This window comes from Microcystis sp. M20BS1 (assembly GCF_020245305.1).
Lineage (GTDB): Bacteria > Cyanobacteriota > Cyanobacteriia > Cyanobacteriales > Microcystaceae > Microcystis > Microcystis ichthyoblabe_A.
In genome coordinates this window covers 1-17,681 of the sequence record NZ_JADBUZ010000215.1, presented here as the reverse complement: position 1 = coordinate 17,681, position 17,681 = coordinate 1, and the positions used below count along the sequence as shown (strand labels likewise).

Genomic DNA, 17,681 nt, shown 5'->3' with positions numbered 1-17,681 from the left:
AAACTCCACCCGATTAACTAACTAGAATAGAGATAACCCAGAACGCCTGTGATAGATAAAAGACGCACTACTCGCGATCTCCCCCAAATTAACGAAAGAATCCGCTTTCCTGAAATCCGCGTTATCGATAGCGACGGCTCTCAGCTAGGCATTATTACTCCTGCCGAAGCTTTGCGCGTGGCCGAAGAAAAGGAACTTGATCTCGTCCTCGTCAGTGAAACGGCAAGTCCTCCCGTTTGCCGGATTATGGACTATGGCAAGTACAAGTTTGAACAGGAGAAAAAAGCCCGCGAAGCCAAGAAAAAACAGCATACAGCCGATATAAAAGAAGTTAAAATGCGCTATAAAATCGATGAGCATGACTACAACGTGCGAGTCAACCAAGCGCAACGTTTTTTAAAAGCGGGAGATAAGGTAAAAGCGACGATTACCTTCCGAGGTCGGGAAATTCAACACTCTAACCTAGCGGAAGAATTACTGGCACGCATGGCCAAGGATTTAGAGGATGTAGCTGAGGTACAGCAAGCACCAAAAAAAGAAGGTCGTAACATGATGATGATGTTATCGCCGAAAAAATAACTAACTAATCCAGAAAAAGGGGCTAAGTCCCCTTTTTTGTTCTTCGGAAATCCCGAAAGGAACCCGATCATTTAAGTAGCTGGTTATAATTAAATTAAAAATGGATTTTAGGTTCGATCCCCCCTGCCCCCCTTGATAAGGGGGGTGTCTGATAATTTTTAACGCCTACCTACTTAAAACAAATGTATTATCCGAGAATTAAGTCTCCAGATTGCAATCATAGGCATTCACAGGGGTTAACCTAGGAGCAAAAGACTATTGTGAAGCATAACCTAAAAATTGACGATCGAGTTTACTGCCATTGAGCGTGAATGCGTGGATGGAGTAAACGCTCGACCGGTTGACCGTTTTTTAAATGTTCCTCGACAATCTGATTGACATCCTCTGGTTTAACACGACAGTACCAAGTTTCTTCAGGAATAATCCTCACCGTGGGGCTAGTGCTACACTGTCCTTGACAGCTACTGGTCATAACGATGACATCTTCTGGGAGAGCTGCCGTTTGCCATGCTAAAAGAAGCTCGGACGCACCCTGCACCAAACAGGAAGAATGCTGACAGACCATCACAAATCGCTTTTGGGGATAAGACATATTACCTAAAAAGTTGCAAAATTAGATAGTTCCCTGGGTATATTCTTGGGAGTCGCTTTGGGGAAGCATAGTTTTATTTTGCCCCGAATCCCCGATACTGGCAACACAAAAAAAAGAGGCTGAAAATTAACCATCAATCTTTAAAATAGAATTGGGAGAAAAATTTAGTCAATCAAGAGGGTAAAAGTGGCATTCGCTAGTCATTGGATCATGTTAGGTTTATTATTGGGTTTTGCTGTTGCCCATAGCGGATTAGCCAGTTTACGAATGCGGGGAGAAGTCATCATCGGTGCGCGACTGTATCGGGTATTATTTGCCCTTGTGAGTATCCCTCTAGCAGTAATTTTAGTAGTTTATTTCTTCAATCATCGTTATGATGGTTTGCTTCTCTGGCAAGTACAGGGAGTAACTGGAGTTAAAACCCTAGTTTGGATACTTTCGGCCATTTCTTTTTTCTTTCTCTATCCTGCCACCTTTAACCTGCTGGAGATCGCCGCTATCCAAAAACCCCAGGTTCATCTCTATGAAACCGGCATCCTGCGCGTTACCCGTCATCCCCAGATGGTAGGACAGGTGATCTGGTGTATTGCTCACACCCTCTGGTTAGGGACAAGCTTTACCCTATTAACTTCCCTAGGTTTAATTGCTCATCATCTTTTTGCCGTCTGGCATGGCGATCGCCGGCTAGAAGACCGTTACGGAGAGGCATTTTTAAAGATCAAAGAACGCACCTCAGTGGTTCCCTTTTTAGCAATTATCGATGGTCGGCAAAGTCTAAAATGGCAAGAATTCCTTCGTCCTGCCTATCTAGGAGTAACAGGGTTTATTTTACTCCTCTGGTGGGCGCATCCTTGGCTAATGCAAGCAACAAGTAAAATTTATTGGTGATTTTGCTCCCAACCCCTTTCCTGTTGATCCCGATTGGTGTAGAATGGCTTCTATATCAAAATAAAGTTTTCATAAAATACGTTTAGACATGATACTATCTGTCAACGAAAAGAGCTTCCCTAAGCTAGTTTTAGAGTCTTCTCGTCCGGTTCTCGTGTATTTTTGGGCGCCTTGGTGTGGTTTATGTCGTTTAATCCAACCCACCCTCTTTTCTTGGCAAAATGAGTGTCAAGATGCGATTCAATTAGTCGGTGTCAATGCCGATAATAATTTTAAATTAGCTAATAGTTTTCGTCTGCGTAGTCTGCCTACTTTAATTCTCTTCGATCGAGGTGTTCCGGTTCACCGTCTGGAGGAAATTCACAGTCGCGAGGAATTGCAACAAACCCTGCGACTAATAGTCAAAAATCAAATCCCGCGTTCAGCTTAAGGGAAAGATATCTTTTCTGATGGGACTGGCAGAGATAATATAATGGGACAAAAAGTAGATAATCCCAATTGCTACAACTCCCATAGTTCCCCCAGTTCAAAAAATTAGGAGGCTTGAAAAAAATGCCGATTGGTGTGGCTGAATTTGTCGAAAATCAGGAAAATCGCTGTCCTGTGGTACTACTACTAGATACCTCTGGTTCAATGCAAGGGGAACCGATTAAGGCTCTCAATGATGGGATCAAAACCTTGATTATAAATTATTGGGTCAGGATGTTTTGATTGGAGCCGTGGCTGATGGGGCCGGTAGTGCCAAACATTCGGATTTGGGTGCGAAAATAACAGTTAAAGCATCACTGCAATTTTTAGAGTATAAGCTCAAAAAAACAGCATTTGCGGCAACTGAAACTGAAGCCGAATTAAAGGAAATATTCTGGCAAATGTTGGCTTATGTTCAGCAAACTCTCCAAGAAGAAGCCGAAAAAGAACAGTTAGACATTAATGATCTGGCGACAACTTTACTGGTTGTTTTGGTTACTTCAAAACGATTAGCGGCGATGCAGATAGGAGACGGTTTTATTGTGTTCAAACCTCTGGGAGGAAATTATCAGTTATTGTTGCAGCCTGACAAGGGGGAATGGGGAAACAATCAGAGAAACTTCATCATTAGGTAAATAATAGTCGTCCTTTTGGTTCAGGAATGATTCGTTCTAGTTGTTTGGCACTTTCAATCCATTCTTGAATAACGAGTTCAGCATTTTGTACAGCTTCTTGATAGGTTTCTCCATCTGCCATACATCCTGCTAATTCTGGAACTTCAACAATAAAAGCTTGATCTTCCTCACTCCAATAAATAATTAATTCATAGCGAATTTTCATCTTTCCCTCCTAATTTATATTTTAAAATTAGATTACGAATTTGTTTGATTTGATAAGTTATGTAGGTTGGGTTGAACAGAGTGAAACCCAAGAATTATAGGCTTTGTGTTGGGTTTCGTGCCTCAACCCAACCTACTACTACTGAACCAGAGAACAAAGAATCATCATAACATTATTGATCATCTGGCAAAGCTAAAATTTCATCCCCAATTAAATCAGGTAAATTTTCGGTATGAACGTGCAAGTGAGTAATTGAGCCTATTAATTCTGCCAAAATATCCCCTTTTTGGTCATCAGTTAGGCTTGGTAATTTAAGCTGACTTAGTAAGAATAAAACCGCCTCGCATTCTTCACCTAATTCAGATAATAGAGTGGCCAAGGTAGAGTTGACTTTCAAGGGTTTTTCAGTGTTTGAAATCATTGCTTATTTTCCTCTGTTTAATCGCTTTTCTGCTCTAGATAAACTTTTTTCTAAACCTTTAATTTCTCTTTTCCAGTAATTAATTAAGTTTTCATCGGGGGATTCTTTTTGTTCCTCATTGGCAATTTTTTGATGATGGATCAGAATTTGATAACGAATGCTTTCAACAGATTTACGAAATTTCTTTTTTGACAAGTATTTACTCCTAACTTGCGCTGGTTAATATCTATCGTAATTATAAACCATAGATTATGTAGGGGAAAATGGCATTTACCCTCCTGGGGTGACGGTGACAGGTATCGAATCGCGGAACCCCTGATAACCTCGTGTGGAAACGATGTAGGATCGGAGTTTGAAAAAACTGCGACACGCCTTATACGCTACAATTCACAAGCCGCAACGCGAGCGAAAGAAACTACTGCGTCCCCAAAACGTCGCCACGCTCCCGAATTATAGTCACCGATCGAGTTGCCTTTCTGCTTGTAGATAGCCAATTGTACGGAAAAGCCAAACTTTCTTCCCGAAGCATTTAACCATTCTCGATCGATCATCCGCAAATCCTCACAGGAAAACTTCTCGGCGGATTTGCTGTCTATCCATCCTTCTTTTTCTCGTTTAGCGGCCGCCAGCATTAGCTCACCTGTTTTGCGATCGAACAGCGATCATCTTCTTAGAACCTCCTGTCAGACAGCGATCGCACCTTAACTAATGAGAAGATAAGGAATAAGTCGGTTGATTAGGGTTTTTATTAAGGGTTTGACAATCCAAACTCTGTTTTTTGTTCGTTGGCTAACTATAGCTTGACTGCCACGGCGGTTGCTTTATTCATCTGGCACAGTCAATTCCTTATTGGATAAGCCTTTTAGCGTGGAAAATGTATCATAACGAACATGAATCCACCTTAAATTGTTATTTTTACTCCATAACTTCAATTCTTTTGGCATAAAATTTTCCAGACTTTTCCTCCCATTCTACTAACACTACAGTTCCTTTCGTTAGCTTTGAGACAATTTCAGAGCCGACAAATCTTTCATTAAAATGGATATGTGGACTCTGATCATTCGGCGCAATTCTTCCCCAAAGTAAATTATCTTTTTCGTCTTGCTTGATAAAAACAATCACACCAAATTTGAGCATTTTTACTGAAATCCTACGAGAAATAGCCTCTTGTATTTTTTTCTTTAGTTGTAGAAATTTTGAATCGTTGTGAGCGATTTTTAAACATCTATCACAATAATCTAAAGCTTCTTGTTGCCTGCCTAGCTGAGTTAAAGCATAGGTTAAATCGGGGGTGACAATTTTCAAACCACTAATATTGGCGAAGGTTTCATCAATAGTAAAGCCTTCAGATAACTTATTAATAGCTTGCCCAAGATTTCCATTCACTAAAAATGCTTGCCCCATTGCAGTATAAACTTTTGCCAGATGAGATTGATCATTAAGTTTGACTCCTAATTCAATGCTTTTACGAAAATACATTTGAGCAAGTTGGAATTTTTTTTCTCCTTCCTGATTTGCAATAACTTTTCCTAGATTATTTGCTATAACAGCTTGTCCTCGTTCATCCTCAAGTGTTACTGCTAAATCATAAGCTTCTCGAAAAAGTTTTTCAGCTTCATACCATTGTTGATCCATTTTTTTAATATCTGCTAAAATACATTTAATTTTTTTTAAACTAGCCAGAGTTTTGGAGTTCTCAAAAATTTCACTACATTTTCTGAGAAGATTGTCAATACTTTTAAGTTTTCCCTGTGATTTCATCAATTCGACTAAACGAAATAATCCTGAATCAATTTGAGGCAAATCATTAATATTTTCAGCGACTGCAATTTCTTTTTCAAAAGCCCGTTGTGCTTGCAAAAAGTTTTTATTGTCTAACTGAATTATACCTAGTATATGATAGGCTATTGACAGCTGCTTTTGATTGTCAGTAATTAAACAAATATCAATTAAAGTATTTGTTGCATTTAATGCGTTATTAAATTCTTTTTTCTTTTGAAAAACCCTAGCTAAATTTCTTAACGATCCGATTATTATAGAGCAATCTAAATCTTGATGAAATTCTGCTGCCAGTGAAAAAACACGCAAACAGTCATGTAAGTTTTCTTTAGTTTGATAAATTCCTCCCAATGTGATATATGTAATCCCAGCTTTTTTATTTTCTCCCAAATCTCTAAATAAAGAAGCTGATTCTTCCAAAAAAACAATAGCTCTTTCGATATTTCCTTGTTTTTTGAGCAATAATCCAAAGTGGTATAAGGTAATAGATAATTGATGCTGATTATTTAATTCTCTAGAAATATCAATGGATCGTTCAAAAGCTTGTTGTGCTTCTACTAATTTCCCTTGTTTTTCAAACAATTGCCCTAAACGATTTAATGTAATGACAAGTTGAGGTTGATTGTCAATTTCTTCAGCAATTAAAATTTGTCGTTCAAAAGCTTGCTGTGCTTCTTCTAATTTACCTTGCTGTTGTAATAGCCATCCTAAACGATTTAATGTAATAATAACATTAAATTTAGCATTATATTTATAAAATATTTTGATTAGTCTTTTAAGAAGATTTTCAGCATTAACAAAATTATTTTCTTTAATGAAACGATTATATAAATCATTTAATCTTCGTAAACCAATAGCAAGTTGGCGAGTATCATTGATTTCTAATGCAACTTTAATTTCATACTCAAAAGCTTGTTGAGATTTAATAAATTGTTTATTAAATGAATAAATTAAACCTAACCGATGATATGCTATGGCTAAAAGTTTTTTCTTGTCAGTTTTTAAACATATTTCTATCATATTCTTAAGGGCTATCAACGCTTGCTTAAAATTTCCTTTGAGATGAAACTCCCTCGCCAAGGATCGCAGACCAAATATTATTGCATCGACTGAATCAATATTTTGACAAAGCTCTGCTGCCAATAAAAACATTGTCAAAGACTTATCTAATAAATGTTGACTTAGATAAGTCTTGTCTAATGAATATTTACCAAAATAAAAACCACCGCTCTTAATATAAATACTTGCCGCTGTACGCTCTCTATTTAAATTTTTATAGATTGCGGCAGCTTTTATTCTTAATTTTATTGCATTTTCTTTATTCTCAGGATATTTTTTATACATTAAAAGTCCTAAATTATCTAAGCAAATAGCTAATTGAAGTTGATCATTTATCGCTTCAGATACCTCAATTCCTCTTTGAAAAACTTCCTCTGCTTCTTCAAATTTATGTTGAGATTCTAATAACCGACCTAAACGATTCAATGTAATAGAAAGCTGAAATTGATCATTTATCGCTTCAGATACATCAATTCCTCTTTGAAAAACTTGCTCTGCTTCTTCAAATTTATATTGAGATTCTAATAACCGACCTAAACGAATAGAAACAATTGCTAATGATTTATCGTTGCCAATTTCTTCATCGATAAAAACTTGTTCTTTAAAAGCCCTAATTGCTTTCTCGATCTTACCTTGTTTCTGAAAAATTCCTCCTAATACATTCAATAGTTTGGCTTTACGTTCCTTATATTTACTGTAGCTCAAACTTTTGAGATTTTTTAAATGCGTTGCAGCTTCTTTGATAATTTTCTCGGCCTCTTTAAACTTTTCGGCAAAGGATAAATAACGGGCCTCGTGCATTTGATATTTAACAACAGCATTCCAATCTTCAGATTTTTTAGCCCAAGACTGAAACGTTTTCATTAATTTTATGGCTTTTTCGTAATAACCATTTTCTTCAAATAGTGGCTGTAATTTAAGGATAAATTCATAACGTTCTTTTTTATCCTGCTCTGTTAGACTTTCTTGATTCTGATTCTGTAACCACTGAGCCGCTAAAATTACATCATCAAGACTTTCAGCAACTTCAGGAATAACCTCTATATTTTCTAATTCAGGGGATTGTAACCACTCGATAAAAAACTTAGCATGACGTTCCTGAGCAATCGCTAATAAATTATTTTCTTCAGCCAAATTTCTGGCATATACACGCACTAAAGTATGAAAAACAAAGCGATTATCTCCCGTTTCAGCAGAATTTAGCAACGATAAATTAGACAAAACTTTCAAATATTTCTGCCGAGCATCAACCTCATTTTGACAACCTGCTGCTGCCGCCGCCGTTTGCCAAGCGAAACCATCTTCTGCACAAACACTACAACAAGCAAAAAAATCTTTTTGGTCTTGACTCAACCTTTCTAAACTTATGTTCAGAGAAGCTGTCATATTAAGCTCCTCATCACCCCATACTTCCAGTAGAGACAGGCGAGTTCTTTCTTGCTGTAAAAGAACTCGATAATCGGCAAGACGTTGAGAGGTATCCCGCAATCCCTTACCTGTAATTTGTAACGCTAGAGGAAGACAACCGACCAAACGAATAATTTCATAAGCCGCTTCTGATTCTGCTTTGACTCTTTCTAATCCTAAAATTTTTTCTAATAATTGATAGGCTTTTTCTTCTGGCAATGGATCGAGATCGATAGTTGCTTCCGAAGGAATACCTAAAAAGGCCGAAAGCTCACGATTGCGAGTCGTAATAATCACGGAACAGAGATTGCCACCAGGACGCAAATGCCGAATTTTTGGATCGACTGCACCATCAAAAATTAACAGCATCCGACGGTGAGCAAACGTCTCTTGCATGAGAATTGCCGCCTTTTCTGCTCCTTGATCTTCTTCTGAATCAACTTTTTCCCCAGAAAACTTTAAACACTCATTTACAAATTTACGAGCAATTTCATAAAGATTTTTCCCATCTACCTTGAAGCCGATGACCCCATCAGGAAATTTATCTTTGTGAATGGTTGCAAAATGATAGGCTAAAGTTGTTTTACCAATACCGCCACCACCTGAAAGCCCAACAATACTACAAACATGAGAACCAGACCGATTAAATAATTGCTCCTCTAGTTGCTTGAGTTCTGCTTCCCGTCCCGTAAAGGTAGATTCATCTAACTGAGGCAACACAAAAGGAACAGGTGATAAACTCCGAGAACTAGAATATCCTAGATCAACCTCTGATAAGTTTTGGGGAGATCTTGACTTTGTCTGCGCTCCTATTTCAGACGACTCCGCTCAAGTATTGGGAGGATTGCCATAGTACTGATGGATCACCTTGGCATTATTAACCGTTGCACTATCCTTTGCTTGAGATTGAAAACCCGTTCCCCCCTCGTAAATATTTTGGGTTTGGGAATTTTCGTTAATTTTACCCGCCTGAATTTGCTGCGCGAGGGTTTTGATTTCCGTCGCAAAGGATTCATCGTCGTCCATTACTACATCCAAATTTTTGACAATGGTGTCCAAAGCTCCTCGATCGCCCTCTTCCGCCTGACTTAAAGCCTTATCTAACTTTTCAGACTTTCCTGTAAGGCGTTGCCACAACTTCTTGCGTAAAGTATCCATTGTGGCGATGGCATCTGTTGTAAATTTTTTACCTAACTCTCCCGCTCCTGACTCTAAAAACTTTTGGAAAGCAAGGTTTACAATTACCGAAGCCGTTAAATTCAATAGAGGCTCTACCATAATATGTGAAAAAATACTTGTGTTTTCATGATAAACCATCTACTGATGGTTCGCTTATTTCCCACATAAGTAGGTAGGCGTTAAAAATCATCAGATACCCCCGCCTATCAGCACCCCCCTTATCAAGGGGGGCAGGGGGGATCGAACCTAAAATCCATTTTTAATTTAATTATAACCAGCTACTTATAATGTTTTTGGATTAAGCTATCCACGTTAGTTTTCCTCGACTACTTTTGTAGGTCTTCATTGGCCCGAAAAATCGCTTCTTGACCATCACTAGAGGCCACAAAACCCATAAAAGCTTTGACTGCTTCACTAGCAGGTTCTTTGTAAACGTAGTAAAGGGTACGCTGCCAGGGATAATTAGGTTCACTAGCTGAAATTCCCTCAATAGCGAGCGCTCTGACGGTTTTTTGGTCGGCAATTTGGCTATAGGTTGCGTAACTAATGCCATTCAGTCCCAAAACTCGCAAAATTGGGGTAGTGGCATCCCTCTCCATCATTTGAAAATTAGTTCCCCTACCAAATTCCCCCCCTTGCAGCACTTCCTGACGAAAACTTTGATAAGTGCCACTAATCGGAGGACGATTAATCACTTGAATAGTAGCAGCAGAACCTCCCACCTCCGACCAAGAGGTGATTTTTCCGGTAAAAATATCTTTAACTTGGGCAGTGGTTAACCCCCCCGCAAAGGGATTTTTTACCCCCACTACAACAGCGATCGCATCTCGAACGATCGGACTAGAAGCCAATCCCTGAGAGCGTTCCGACTCGGTTAAAGGTCGTGACACCGCCGCAATATCGATCGCCCCCCGGGACACTTCCTCTAATCCCCTATCAGATCCTTGAGCATTTGTCAAGACTTCTACCCCCTGAAATTTGGCCGTTAAAGCGGCTTTTAAGGCTTGATTAATCTGTACCATACTGGTGGAGCCGTTAATGCGAATTGTCGTGCCACTGGGGATAGAAGTCGGTGGGGCAAAACTGACCACTCGCTGGGGTAAAGGGGGAGGGGGTAGGGGAGAGGAGGCACTTTCCGATGTTGGCGATTTTTGCGGACTTTTACTGCTGCCACAGAGAAAAAATTCTTGACCCGCAGCACATTGACTTTGTAGCCAGAAGTAACCCCCACCTAAAATGCCCGCAGTGGCTAAAAGAGCGATTATTAAAGCAGTTGTTTCGTTTTTTTGAGACATACCCATCATTTGCTGACATTAGGGGGTCGATCGCCCCGACACCGGTGATCAATTGAAGTTTCGATGATATTATCTTAGTGCATGGAAATCCACTCTTAATTTAGGACTGTATATCATGACCCACGCACCTATATCCCCAGTCGTACTGGTTATCCTTGATGGTTGGGGTTATCGCCCGCAAAGGTCGGATAATGCGATCGCAATGGCGAAAACCCCGATTATGGATAGTCTCTGGGAAGTTTATCCCCACACCTTAATCCGCACCTCCGCTAAGGATGTGGGACTACCAGAAGGACAGATGGGCAACTCGGAAGTTGGCCACCTCAATATCGGAGCGGGGCGGGTTGTACCACAAGAGTTAGTACGGATTTCCGATGCGATCGAAGATGGTTCGATTCAACAAAATCAGGCTTTATTAAAACTCTGCGCCGAGATTAGCCCTAAAAAAAGCAAATTACACCTAATTGGTTTGTGTTCCGAGGGGGGAGTTCATTCCCATCTCGATCACTTACTGGGATTATTAGACTTAGCGAAAGTGCAAGGGATTAGCGATGTCTGCATTCATGTCATCACCGATGGTCGCGATACCAACGTCACCGACGGAATGCCAGCTATTAAACGGATTCAAGAACATATTAATAAAATCAAACTCGGTCGCCTGGTGACTCTCAGTGGCCGTTATTATGCCATGGATCGGGATCGCCGTTGGGATCGGGTGGAAAAAGCCTATAACGTGATGACCAGTGATCAAGGTATCGACGGGCGACCGATCACAGAAGTATTACAGGCATTTTATGATCAAAATATTACCGATGAATTTATTCCCCCCACCAGAATTGCCCCGGGGGCGATCGAAGCAGGCGATGGGGTGATATTCTATAATTTCCGTCCCGATCGAGCTAGACAGTTATGTTATGCCCTGACTATGCCCGATTTTGAAGATTTCGATCGAGATTTAATTTCTCCGCTTAGTTTTGTCACTTTCACCCAATACGATCCGAAATTACCGGTAGATGTGGCCTTTGCTCCCCAGAATTTAAATAATATTTTAGGACAGGTGATCGCTCAACAGGGATTAAAACAGTTTCGTTGTGCGGAAACCGAAAAATATCCCCACGTCACCTACTTTTTTAATGGGGGGTTAGAAAAACCCTTTGAGGGAGAAGTGCGCGAATTAATTCCTAGTCCAAAAGTCGCCACCTATGACCAAGCTCCGGCCATGTCGGCGGCCGCGGTGACAGCAGCGGTCTGTGGGGCGATCGAACAGGGGATCTATAGTCTGGTGGTAGTCAATTACGCTAACCCCGATATGGTGGGTCATACGGGCATTTTAGACGCGGCCATGAAAGCAGTGGAAACGGTGGATCTATGCTTGGCTAAGTTGTTAAGTAGCATCAATAAATTGGGGGGAACAGTGTTAATCACTGCCGACCACGGTAACGCGGAAACGATGGTGGATGAGTCGGGTAATCCTTGGACGGCCCACACGACTAATCCCGTTCCTTTAATTTTAATTGAAGGGGAAGGGAGAAAAATACCCGGCCACGGTGGCGATGTGCAGCTGCGGGATGATGGTCGTTTAGCCGATATTGCCCCCACTATCCTGGAAATTCTCTCTATTCCCGTCCCGATAGAAATGACCGGGCGATCGCTGATTAAACCGGCCGAAGTGGAAATTAAAGCCAGTCGCACTCCCGTCCGCATCTCGCTTTAACGAGTAAAAAGTCAAGAAAGGGGAATTTTATGCTGAAAACCATCGAAGGTGTTTATCGAGATGGACAAATACACCTAACCGAGTTACCCAATGATATTAGCGATCGCTCACAAGTGCTGGTGACTTTTCTCGATCAAATCGATCCTAGTAAGCTCAGACAACTGATGGAGTATTTAGAGAGCATCGAGGGGATTCAGCAAGGTTTCGAGGAGATAAATTCAGGTAAAACCCGTCCTCTTGCCGATTTTGCCCAAGAAATGGCCGAAAAATATGGTATTTCAGGTTGAAATTACCCCAACTGCCACGGCACAGATCGAAAAAGCCTATCGCTGGTATCGAGGTTATAATGCTGAGTTTGCTGACCGTTGGTTTCGAGGATTAATGAATGCTATTGCGACTCTGCAAGAGAAACCAACTCGTTGTGCTTTAGCGCTCGAACAGACGATTTTTCTACCCAAAGAAGTCCGACAACTTTTTTATGGGAAAGGTAAAAATGTCTATCGAGTGCTTTTTACAATTAGAGATAGTACGGTTTATGTGTTAAGTAGCTGGTTATAATTAAATTAAAAATGGATTTTAGCTTCGATCCCCCCTGCCCCCCTTGATAAGGGGGGTGTCTGACAACTTTTAACACCTACCTACTTAATAGATTAAATTAGTCGATTTTACTCGATCAAGACGATTGGAAGTAAGCATTGCACCGACCAAAAAAAAAGATATTTGTCAGGAGATTTACCCTGAAAGAATCAGTTGTAAAGATTTATCGGGCAATTATTTTGATTAAGAAATATTTTACACAATCCCCACCAGATAAGCAAGACGGCTGACCACTACTAGCGAATCACTACCGATAACGAAAAACTGCCATAATTGCAGCAATGTCCTCATCTAGCCAAAAGGCGATCGCTATTGATGAAAAATGACGCTAAAATTATCGATCTCGTCATCCGGCTGTTTTTTCTCGGCCTGTTGTTATTTGCTGGTTTTACCCTGCTGCGTCCCTTCCTAACCATGATCCTCTGGGGAGCAATTCTGGCGATCGCTTGGTATCCGCTCTTTCTCTGGTTAAAAAAGTTACTCGCTGGCCGGGCGAAACTGGCCACAGTTCTCCTCACCCTACTTTGTCTAGGGATTATTATCGGTCCGGTGAGTGGTATTGCAGCGGTTCTGGCCGGTAATCTGCGAACGCTGGCGGAATATATCGATACTGGTGCGGCGGTGATTCCCCCTCCCCCCGACGATCTGGCCACCTGGCCGCTGATTGGCGAAAGGATTGCCGGTCTCTGGCAGCAGGCATCGGATAACACGGGTCAATTTCTTCAACGCTTCGAGCCACAATTAAAAGAACTGGGCAAAATATCCCTTTCCCTAGCCACCAGTACCGGTCTGACGGTGCTGAAATTTATCGCCTCGATTCTGATTGCGGCGGCCCTCACCCTCTCGGCTAAAAATCTGACTCGCCTGATGAACCGGTTAGCGGAAAAGATTGCCCCGGGTCGAGGCATCGCGCTGGCCAGTCTAACCGCCTCCACCGTCCGCAATGTTAGCCGTGGTGTTATTGGCGTTGCTATTATCCAGAGTCTTTTGATCGGCATCGGTTTAGTGACGGTGGGAACCCCTGCGGCCGGTTTATTAACTTTCCTCACCCTAATTTTGGGCATTCTCCAAATTGGCCCTGGTTTGATTGTCTTGGGGGCGCTCATTCACGCTTGGGTAACACTACCCCATTCCATCGCCCTATTATTTACCCTCTGGATGATTCCCGCCACCTTGGTGGATAATTTCCTCAAGCCGATTTTAATGGGGCGCGGTCTGCCCATTCCCATGGTGGTGATTCTGCTAGGGGTGTTCGGGGGAGTGATCGCCTATGGGATTATTGGTTTGTTCGTCGGGCCGGTTCTGCTCGGTCTCTGCTACGAGTTAGTTAGGGCTTGGATTGGCGAGGATAGCCCCGAATCGGTGGCCAATAGCCATGATCAGCCAATCTAAGGGCGGATAGAGCTAATTTTTACCTTAATCTTTCCAGGAAACTTAGGAAAAAAAGATTAATTTAGCCACGGTTCCGGTTAAGCAGATTGAGGTAAAAGTAGGCTCATCTAAAGGTAAGATTTCTTCAGTTGGTGACAACAAGCAATCAAACAGCAGAAACCAGACTGAAGTGAGGAGAAGGTTTGATTTAAGCAATAGGTATTGATTTGAATGTGGCGGCTGATTTATTGTAAGAAGATAAAGGTGTATATTTGGCTGGCAATTAATAGAAAAATAAATAAAATTACTGATTTATATTTAAAAAATATAAATCGCAAATCAGTTAAAAAACTATAAAAAATTTTACCAGTTATTGAACAAAAAATTACTTTTTATCTCCAAATATTACCCATTTATTGTCTCTGATAAACCTAGTATATTTATTAGTGCTTATTTATACAACTCTTGCTAGGCAAAGCTTTAAAGACTATTTTTTTGGAAAATTATTTCTATTCTTCTCCCTTGCACACAGAAACAATAAGAGGCGATTTATCCACTTAATTATCTTTTCTGTAATTGGGCTAAAGTTTTTGAAAAATAGTCTTAGTATTTACTCTGTTGATTGAGAAACCCTGACCTAGTAAGCTAGGACGCATTTACGCAACGAATTTTAACTGCGTCTCAAGGAGTAATTTAAATGCACGGGCAGCTTAATACTTTCACGTTTTTTCATTCTCAATAATACTTTTCTTGTTGCTGTGACTCATCAGGCTATTGGATAAATTTAAGAAAAAATTTATTTTTTTGTTAAACTTGTCTATTTATAATCATAAATAGATGAGAGATTTAGCCCCAGGGCAGAAAAGTTGGGCTTGTCCTTTTCCCTAACCATAAACAGAAACAATCCAACACCCCCAAGTAATTGACCGATTAATTTTCGGAAAATGGGGTGTGCCTGGTGATGAAGACAACACAAGTAAGTTCCAATTTATCTAGTACAGATATGTCATCTCTAGCCGATTTTTTGAGTTTTGATGGAGCCTTCCCAATCACCTTTGATTTAACAGGTTCCGACGATTTAACTGTATCGAGGGAAACTACTCCCTAGTGGAAAATGTCTTGATGTTCTCTGACCCCTAGAGGAAAACCCCCCTCAGTTACTATTTATAAACTCATCAGGAGAGTACTGCCAACTATGAGCAATGAATCTAACCAGAATTCGGAAAGCAACAATCAACTTTTTTTGCAAGATCCCTTAAAATTCGACCAATATTCCCAAATATCGGAGGATTTGTCGCCACTATATGAAGACCTCAGTACAGGGCGGCCAACTGGACTAAATGGCAGTGAAAGTAAAAAGTCAGTGATTGTTGGCAACAATAATCCACTTGTTGCTTTGGGCAAGTTAGGAGAAATTAGTCGGACAAACTCAATTTTGAGTTCAATAGGTGAATCCCTGCCCATAACATCTCCCCTATCCGCTAGTACGCCTGTATTTACGAGTTTTTCTGCGGGAAGAACTCAGTTCTTTAACCCAAACGCACCCGCTTTAATCACCTCAATTGAAGGGATCAACTTTGACGAAAATGCTAATAATACTGGTTTCTTTCAAATTCCTCCAGATCCTAGTGGGGCAGCCGGTTTAAACCATGTTGTTTCCGTAGTTAACTCCTCGATTGAATGGCATACAAAAACAGGAATTCAGCAGAATAGTCAGAGTCTTCAGAATTTCTTCTCCGCTGCTGTGCCTGGGACAACCGATGATCCCTTAACACGTACCTTTGATCCGAAGGTTATCTACGACCAATATTCCAATCGTTTCGTCGTCGTTACTTTAGAACAACAAGGCCGTGATGGCGGAATTAATAATCCGTCCAATGATCGTTCTCGCATTTATGTAGCAGTGTCTGACGATGCGGATCCTAATGGTACTTGGTTTGGCTACTCGATCAACTCTTTAGTCAATATTGGCGGCACCAATTATTGGGCAGACTACCCTGGTTTTGCCGTGGGTCAGGATGCTGTCTATATCACTAACAATGTATTTAAATTTGATGGAGACGGAGCTTTTGGTGGTTCTCGATTGTGGGTAATCCCGAAAACCCCTTTTTACTCAGGTGGCACCCCCAGCAATACCATCTATGATCCCTCAACCCTAGCGGGGCTAGGTTTTCAACTAGGGACACTGCAGCCAGCTCATACCTTTGGCACAACCCCAGGCAATACAGGAACTTTCCTCGTTTCTACCTCTGTTAATACTTCAGTTGGTGGTAATGATTTTGTCGACGTTATTCGCATTGATAATCCTCTGGGAGGCCCCTCTTTCAATTATCAGGCTATTAATGTCGGTGATATCAACACCGCGTTTTCACTACCCGGTGCACCCCAGTCTGGGACAAGCACAACAGTATCCACTAACGATCAACGGGCTTTAAATGCGGTCTGGCGCAACAACAATCTCTATCTAACCAACACGGTGGCCCCGCCCTCTGGACCTGATGCAGGGCAAGCTACAGCCCATTGGTATCAAATCAATACAACCAATCTCAATGCCCTGACTCTTGCGGATCAAGGCAATATTGGCGGAGAAGATATTGCTCCTAATACCTCGACATTTTTTCCTTCTATTGCGGTTAATAGCGTGGGAGATGTGGGTATTGGTTTTTCGGCCTCGGCTGCCACAATTTTTCCAGGGGCTTACTACACAGGCAGAAAAGCCTCTGATCTGGCAGGCACAGTACAGTCATCGGGATTACTGCGAGCTGGACAGGATAGCTATGTCAGAACTTTTGGTGGCCCGCGCAATCGTTGGGGAGACTATAGTGGTGCTTCTGTGGATCCCAGTAATGATTCTTTTTGGGTCTTCAATGAATATGCTCTCACCAGAGGCAATCCTACTGCCCCCGGCGATGATGGTCGTTGGGGTACGGCTTTTGGCAACTTTAGTTTAGCAGCAACAAAATCAATCTCGATCGCCAAAACCACCGATGGTAACGAAGCCGGTTCAGTAAGCAGTGTCTTTACCCTCACCCGCACCGGCGACCTCTCCAGTGCCTTAACCGTCAACTACACCCTAGCGGGGACAGCCACTCCAGGTGTTGACTACACAGGTACTACTCCTAACACCGTCACCTTTTTGGCACTTTCCCCCACTGCTACCATCACTCTGCCCACCATAGATGACCTCTTGAGTGATCCCAGCGAAACGATCATCACCACAATTACCGCCCCCGTTGGCTACACTATCAGTGGACTGAGCACCGCTACGGCCACCATTCTTGACAATGATGGTAACGCAGCCAATAACAACTTGGTCGGGACAAGCTTTGCCGATGCCCTGGCTGGAGTGGGAGGTAATGACACCCTTGATGGTGGAGCGGGTAATGACACCCTCGATGGTGGGGCCGATAACGACACTTACCTCTTCGACACGGATCTGGTCTTGGGTAGCGATAGCCTAATTGATGCCTCTGGAATCGATACCCTCAACTT

At 41.6% G+C, this 17,681-nt stretch carries 16 protein-coding genes and 3 pseudogenes; 11 read left to right on the top strand and 8 right to left on the bottom strand.

The window, feature by feature from the left end; all coding sequences use genetic code 11:
• Positions 1-48 precede the first annotated feature (48 nt).
• Positions 49-579 carry a translation initiation factor IF-3 gene (gene infC / locus IM507_RS20515; protein WP_002736104.1) on the top strand — a complete coding sequence of 177 codons (531 nt, stop codon included), beginning with the start codon at positions 49-51 and terminating at the stop codon, positions 577-579.
• A gap of 292 nt (positions 580-871) precedes the next feature.
• Here the strand turns inward: infC and IM507_RS20510 are convergent, their stop codons facing one another.
• Positions 872-1,171 (bottom strand): (2Fe-2S) ferredoxin domain-containing protein, encoded by a 300-nt coding sequence (locus IM507_RS20510; protein ID WP_042790707.1) that lies wholly within the window; start codon positions 1,169-1,171, stop codon positions 872-874.
• Between the two features lie 186 nt (positions 1,172-1,357).
• On the opposite strand from IM507_RS20510, the gene IM507_RS20505 reads away from it, so the two are divergent.
• The 4 genes and pseudogenes from IM507_RS20505 to IM507_RS20495 form a co-directional block, all read left to right on the top strand.
• Entirely contained in the window at positions 1,358-2,059 is a 702-nt protein-coding gene (locus IM507_RS20505) for an NnrU family protein (RefSeq protein ID WP_042790709.1), read from the top strand.
• An 88-nt stretch (positions 2,060-2,147) separates the two neighbouring features.
• Positions 2,148-2,489 (top strand): thioredoxin family protein, encoded by a 342-nt coding sequence (locus IM507_RS20500; RefSeq protein ID WP_016514592.1) that lies wholly within the window; start codon positions 2,148-2,150, stop codon positions 2,487-2,489.
• A gap of 122 nt (positions 2,490-2,611) precedes the next feature.
• A pseudogene (locus IM507_RS23745) lies at positions 2,612-2,737 on the top strand (vWA domain-containing protein); the annotation flags it as partial.
• 2 nt (positions 2,738-2,739) lie between these two features.
• Positions 2,740-3,135: pseudogene (locus tag IM507_RS20495) on the top strand (PP2C family serine/threonine-protein phosphatase); the annotation flags it as partial.
• 19 nt (positions 3,136-3,154) lie between these two features.
• On the opposite strand, the gene IM507_RS20490 reads toward IM507_RS20495, so the two are convergent.
• From IM507_RS20490 to IM507_RS20460, 7 genes are all read right to left on the bottom strand, one after another.
• Positions 3,155-3,367 carry a type II toxin-antitoxin system HicB family antitoxin gene (locus IM507_RS20490; protein WP_069473775.1) on the bottom strand — a complete coding sequence of 71 codons (213 nt, stop codon included), beginning with the start codon at positions 3,365-3,367 and terminating at the stop codon, positions 3,155-3,157.
• 172 nt (positions 3,368-3,539) lie between these two features.
• Complete coding sequence (locus IM507_RS20485; protein ID WP_002745417.1) at positions 3,540-3,788, bottom strand: hypothetical protein; 249 nt, start codon at positions 3,786-3,788, stop codon at positions 3,540-3,542.
• A gap of 3 nt (positions 3,789-3,791) precedes the next feature.
• On the bottom strand, positions 3,792-3,983 hold the full coding sequence (locus tag IM507_RS20480; RefSeq protein WP_004161490.1) for a hypothetical protein: 192 nt from the start codon (positions 3,981-3,983) through the stop codon (positions 3,792-3,794).
• Positions 3,984-4,168: 185 nt separating this feature from the next.
• The gene (locus IM507_RS20475) at positions 4,169-4,447 is read right to left on the bottom strand and encodes a GUN4 domain-containing protein (protein ID WP_287637643.1); all 279 of its coding nucleotides are present in this window, start codon (positions 4,445-4,447) and stop codon (positions 4,169-4,171) included.
• 256 nt (positions 4,448-4,703) lie between these two features.
• Positions 4,704-8,753 (bottom strand): tetratricopeptide repeat protein, encoded by a 4,050-nt coding sequence (locus IM507_RS20470; protein ID WP_287637634.1) that lies wholly within the window; start codon positions 8,751-8,753, stop codon positions 4,704-4,706.
• Positions 8,754-8,861: 108 nt separating this feature from the next.
• Positions 8,862-9,311: a hypothetical protein gene (locus IM507_RS20465; RefSeq protein WP_287637632.1), complete on the bottom strand. Its 450-nt coding sequence runs from the start codon at positions 9,309-9,311 to the stop codon at positions 8,862-8,864.
• 227 nt (positions 9,312-9,538) lie between these two features.
• Positions 9,539-10,516, bottom strand: a complete 978-nt coding sequence (locus IM507_RS20460) for a phosphate ABC transporter substrate-binding protein (RefSeq protein WP_081330780.1) — start codon at positions 10,514-10,516, stop codon at positions 9,539-9,541.
• Between the two features lie 106 nt (positions 10,517-10,622).
• Between IM507_RS20460 and gpmI the strand changes: the two genes are divergently transcribed.
• The 6 genes and pseudogenes from gpmI to IM507_RS20430 form a co-directional block, all read left to right on the top strand.
• The gene (gene gpmI, locus IM507_RS20455) at positions 10,623-12,221 is read left to right on the top strand and encodes a 2,3-bisphosphoglycerate-independent phosphoglycerate mutase (protein ID WP_123230588.1); all 1,599 of its coding nucleotides are present in this window, start codon (positions 10,623-10,625) and stop codon (positions 12,219-12,221) included.
• A 29-nt stretch (positions 12,222-12,250) separates the two neighbouring features.
• Positions 12,251-12,508: a hypothetical protein gene (locus IM507_RS20450; RefSeq protein ID WP_002736285.1), complete on the top strand. Its 258-nt coding sequence runs from the start codon at positions 12,251-12,253 to the stop codon at positions 12,506-12,508.
• Positions 12,492-12,779 carry a type II toxin-antitoxin system RelE/ParE family toxin gene (locus IM507_RS20445; protein WP_002737927.1) on the top strand — a complete coding sequence of 96 codons (288 nt, stop codon included), beginning with the start codon at positions 12,492-12,494 and terminating at the stop codon, positions 12,777-12,779. Before IM507_RS20450 ends, IM507_RS20445 begins: the two co-directional genes overlap by 17 nt.
• A 354-nt stretch (positions 12,780-13,133) precedes the next feature.
• Positions 13,134-14,210: an AI-2E family transporter gene (locus IM507_RS20440; protein WP_069474006.1), complete on the top strand. Its 1,077-nt coding sequence runs from the start codon at positions 13,134-13,136 to the stop codon at positions 14,208-14,210.
• Between the two features lie 940 nt (positions 14,211-15,150).
• Positions 15,151-15,297: a hypothetical protein gene (locus IM507_RS20435; RefSeq protein ID WP_002739899.1), complete on the top strand. Its 147-nt coding sequence runs from the start codon at positions 15,151-15,153 to the stop codon at positions 15,295-15,297.
• Positions 15,298-15,384: 87 nt separating this feature from the next.
• Positions 15,385-17,681, top strand: a pseudogene (locus IM507_RS20430) (beta strand repeat-containing protein); the annotation flags it as partial.